Raw genomic sequence first — 2,299 nt, 5'->3', positions numbered from 1 at the left:
CCAAAAATGCTTGCCGGAAAAACGGTGGGTTGGAAAAAGCGTGATTACCTCGCTTGGCTGCAAGATAAAGATAATTCAATGACGTTGTCATCGAAGTAAGAAAATATGGGGCAGATATGATTATCTGCCCTGTTTTTTTCCTTCGGCGTACGTGAGACAAGATGCAGCAAAAGCTTATCTTTTGTTTGCACATGACTCATGAGTGTTAATGATTTAACTCATTGATTTATTTTGATATGTCACCAGAATTAGCACAGTGCGATACCTCGGTTATTAATAATATTCCGATTCCGCGAGGTAGATCTCCCCGAAAACCAGCGTTCAAGTATTCCTCATTAGCCAAAAGTGGTTTCCCCTATCGAGGGATGTGGTTTCCCGTTTTGCCCGAGGATGGCGAGCTTGATTTGCCCCTCATGAAGAAAATTTGCCAACTGATCATTGATGGTGCGTTGGTTGCAAGCTCACGTGTATTTGCTGTGCGCTATGACTTCTCTGCTCAAGAGAGCAGTCATAATAATCAAGTGATGAGTGACTTCTTGCGGGTATTCAAACGTGAGTTTGGCAAGTTGTACCCTGAGTCATTTTTCGGCTATTGCTGGGTGCGGGAGAAGTCTGTTAAGTCAAGTTATCCGCATTATCACGCGGTATTCCTGTTTAGCGGCCACAAGATAAAAAGTCCTCATAAGATCAATTTGCTGGTGGAGAGTTGCTGGCAAAACGTTAGCCAAGGTCGCGTCTGGTTTCCTAAAAAGCAGGCTTACCTTGTCAAACGGGATGATCTTGAGTCTCTGATTGAGCTGATTTGTCGCTGTAGCTATCTTGCGAAAAAAGAGACCAAAGAGGTTGATTCATCGGTACGACGTGTTAGTCAAGGAATGGTAAAAGCGGCTGGTCAGCGTAAATCACGAGGCCGAGTGCGTAGTACTAGCAAGTCTCCGAGCTCAGCTATGTCTGCAACAGATGTGCGTACTGCTCACAGTGAATCATTGGTATCGGAAACAAGTCCAGCCTTGCTCGACAGCATCTTTACGCAGGGTGTGTGGCCTTCATCCGTCTGTGCGGTATCTGAACAGCAGTTACACGAGCCTGTTGCCAGTGATGAGCCGCAAGATTCCATGCCTCCCATCGCTGACGCTATCTTGCAGGCAGTCACGCAAGTTCAAGTAAATGACGCTCTGAAAGAGAGCGCAAAACAGAACTCAGTTAAGTCAGCATCCAAAAGTAAAACTAAGTGGTCAGCCGTGGTGGAGTTGGTGAATTCAGCATGCCGCTCAGCTTCAGCGTATGCAAAAGCGCATAGGTATAATTTCCTGTTTGAAGGGGTTACCGAAGGCGTATTACCGGCAGAGTATCGTGAACGTTACGGATTAACAGCGCAGCAATTTAGGGATTATACCCGCGATATGCAGGTGTCGAGCATCAGGAAACTTTTCTGGGCTAAACATCGTATGCAATGGGCACAATCGTCATTGAGCCTAGATGAGTACATGGCTATCCACCAGCTTAAGACCGCAGATGCCAAACGACAGTTACGCCGTAAACTGATGAGTGCCAAATGGCAAGCACATGCTGAGCGTTATTACCGTGACTATTGGCCGCAAGGTGTATCTGTTGCTGCTTATGCCAAGCTGCATAACGTACCGATAACCAGCTTACGCCGTTATGTGGTGAATTTTTCTCAGGGGCTGATTACCCCAAGTATCCTGTTACGTTGGATGTGATCTTCATTGATACCTACAGCTGCGCGGCGGTTGGTTAACAATCGGGAGATACACTGATGCACTTAAGAAAGCGTAATCGTAAACCACTGCCATCACCGCTACTGTTTTTGTGCGTGGATTATGAACCAAAGACCAAGTACGAATACTGGGTATGGTGGCGTGAACGGTATCGTTATGAGCTCATGAATACTGGAATCAGCATTACCGAGTTTGCTAGGAAGTATCAGCTTTCGCGTAATGCGCTTTATTACCAGCTCAAATGTGCTGGTGGCTATTCAGGGCTTATCCGTGAGTTTTGGGATCTGCACCGTCGCCGTTTTCAACGTTTAAACGAATCGCATGGGGTAACGGTTGATGAATACATTGCACGTTGTCAGCTGACTCATAAAACAGCCAAACGGCAATTGCAGCAAAAGCCGATGGATGAATACTGGCAGCAGCACCATGACAATTACCATCGCAATTACAAACCCTATGGCTACAGCGTAGCGGCCTATGCCGAAGAGCAGGGGGTAGCATCGAGCACGGCACGCCATTACCTGTGTCGGTTTGTAGACCGCAAAGGCAAAGCTCACCGT

Annotated in this window: 1 protein-coding gene and 1 pseudogene; both read left to right on the top strand. The window is 46.8% G+C overall.

Going from position 1 to position 2,299, the window contains the following annotated elements:
• Positions 1-413 precede the first annotated feature (413 nt).
• Positions 414-1,721 carry a YagK/YfjJ domain-containing protein gene (locus ACRC27_RS11835; protein ID WP_438639951.1) on the top strand — a complete coding sequence of 436 codons (1,308 nt, stop codon included), beginning with the start codon at positions 414-416 and terminating at the stop codon, positions 1,719-1,721.
• 56 nt (positions 1,722-1,777) lie between these two features.
• Positions 1,778-2,299, top strand: a pseudogene (locus tag ACRC27_RS11830) (hypothetical protein); the annotation flags it as partial.

It is taken from the genome of Plesiomonas sp. (assembly GCF_051650925.1).
Taxonomy (GTDB): Bacteria; Pseudomonadota; Gammaproteobacteria; order Enterobacterales; family CAMTGL01; genus Plesiomonas.
The sequence above is the reverse complement of the archived record's forward strand: the minus strand, read 5'-3'. Positions and strand labels throughout refer to the sequence as shown.